The sequence below is a fragment of the Parasphingorhabdus sp. genome, from assembly GCF_041748495.1.
GTDB lineage: Bacteria > Pseudomonadota > Alphaproteobacteria > Sphingomonadales > Sphingomonadaceae > Parasphingorhabdus.
On sequence record NZ_JBGTDD010000031.1, the window covers coordinates 1 to 1,963 of the forward strand.

At 61.5% G+C, this 1,963-nt stretch carries 2 protein-coding genes; one reads left to right on the top strand and one right to left on the bottom strand.

From position 1 onward, the window contains the following. Positions 1-49: 49 nt before the first annotated feature. Positions 50-1,435: an alkaline phosphatase PhoX gene (locus ACEW8J_RS02405; RefSeq protein WP_373490033.1), complete on the top strand. Its 1,386-nt coding sequence runs from the start codon at positions 50-52 to the stop codon at positions 1,433-1,435. Here the strand turns inward: ACEW8J_RS02405 and ACEW8J_RS02410 are convergent. Next, positions 1,432-1,963 (bottom strand): acyl-CoA dehydrogenase family protein (locus tag ACEW8J_RS02410; protein WP_373490034.1); only part of this gene is annotated, 532 nt, incomplete at its 5' end. The genes ACEW8J_RS02405 and ACEW8J_RS02410 overlap by 4 nt on opposite strands.

Here is a 1,963-nt window from a genome sequence, read left to right on the forward strand (position 1 = left end):
GTCTGATCCATAATCTATATCTGCACCATGCTGACAGGAAAATTTGCCGATGACCCTTTCCCGCCGAGATTTCATCCGATCCGCCCAGGCCGTCGGCCTGTTCTACGCCTCCTTCGCGGTCACCGGAGGCGTCCGCGCGCGCAGCACCAACCCCTTCTTTGCCCTGATTCCGGACCCGGCCAGACGCCTCGATCTGCCGGAAGGCTTCACCTACACTACGGTCAGCGAATCCGGCGGCATGATGGCCGACGGCTTTTTCCGTCCTGGACGCCCCGATGGCATGGCGTGCTTTGCCGACCCCGATTCCGCCGACAAATGCATATTGATGTGCAACCATGAAAACTGGTTCAATACGACGAGCGGCAGTCCCTTCGGCGAGGACAATGCCTTGCTCGATCGGGTTTCGAAAGAGCAGCTATACGATCGAAAGGCTGACGGCTCACCCTTGTTCGGCGGCGTGACCAGGCTTGTTTATGATCTCAAGAACAACCGGCTCGAAAGCGACCATCTGGTGCTGACCGGCACGGCCGCCAATTGCGCCGGCGGACCAACCCCCTGGGGCAGCTGGCTCAGCTGCGAGGAACAGCCTCTGAAACCGGCCGATGGAACCGGCAAATTTCACGGCTTTGTGTTCGAGACCCCGTCCAGCGCAGCCGGCCTGATCGATGCCGTGCCACTCAAGGCGATGGGCCGCTTCGCCCATGAAGCGGCTGCGATCGACCCGGAGACCGGCATCGTCTACATGACCGAGGATGATCGCAGCGGACTGTTCTATCGTTTCATCCCCGATGTGAAAGGCCGACTGGCCGAAGGCGGCCGATTGCAGGCGCTGGCGATTACCGGCTGGAAATCGGCGGTCACCAACAACTGGCCGCAGGACTGGGGCGGCGGCGGCGCCGGACGCGTCAAGGCGGGTCAGCAATTTGGTGTCGAGTGGATCGATCTGGACGATGTCGAATCGCCCGAAGGCGATCTCGCCGCGCGCGGCCACGCCGCCGGTGCCGCCTATTTCTGCCGCGGTGAAGGCATGGACTATGGCATCCGTCCTGGTAGCAATGTCGGCGAAATATTCTTCACCTGCACCCAGGGCGGCACCAGCCAGACCGGCCAGGTCTGGCGCTATACACCGGGAGAAACCGGCAAGCTTACCTTGCTATATGAATCCGCCGGTGCCGACACGCTCGACCTGTGCGACAATCTCGCGCTGGCGCCATGGGGTGATCTGATCCTGTGCGAGGACGGACGTGGCAGCAACTATCTCCGCGGTCTGACCCCGGACGGCAAAATCTACGATTTCGCCAAAAATGCCCATAAGGATGATGGCGAATTTTGCGGCGCCTGCTTCTCGCCCGACGGCAAGACGATGTTCGTCAATGTACAGGAGCCGGGATATACCTATGCGATTACCGGGCCATGGGAGAGTTTGCGGGTCTAGCCAGCCCCAATCAATTCCCTCCCGATCAGCATCCGGCGGATTTCATTCGTACCCGCGCCGATATCGAGCAGCTTGCTGTCGCGCCAGTAGCGCTCGACCGGCCAGTCGGTGGTATAGCCGGCGCCGCCGAGCGCCTGAATCGATTCCTCCGCCACCCGCACGCTGGATTCGGATGCATACATGATCGCTCCCGCTGCATCGAAGCGGGTCGTCTGGCCACTATCGCAGGCCTTGTTGACATTATAGACATAGCTGCGCGCGCTGTTCAGCCGGACATACATGTCGGCAATCTTGCCCTGCATCAGCTGGAAGGTGCCGATCGGCTTGCCGAACTGCTTGCGCTCGCGGACATAGGGAATGACCGTGTCGAGACAGGCCTGCATCAGCCCGAGCGGAATCGCCGCGAGCACGGCGCGCTCATAGTCGAGGCCGGACATCAGCACACCGACGCCGCCGTTGAGCGGCCCCATGACATTTTCTTCCGGCACTTCGCAATCGTCGAACACCAGTTCCGCCGTCGGGCTGCCC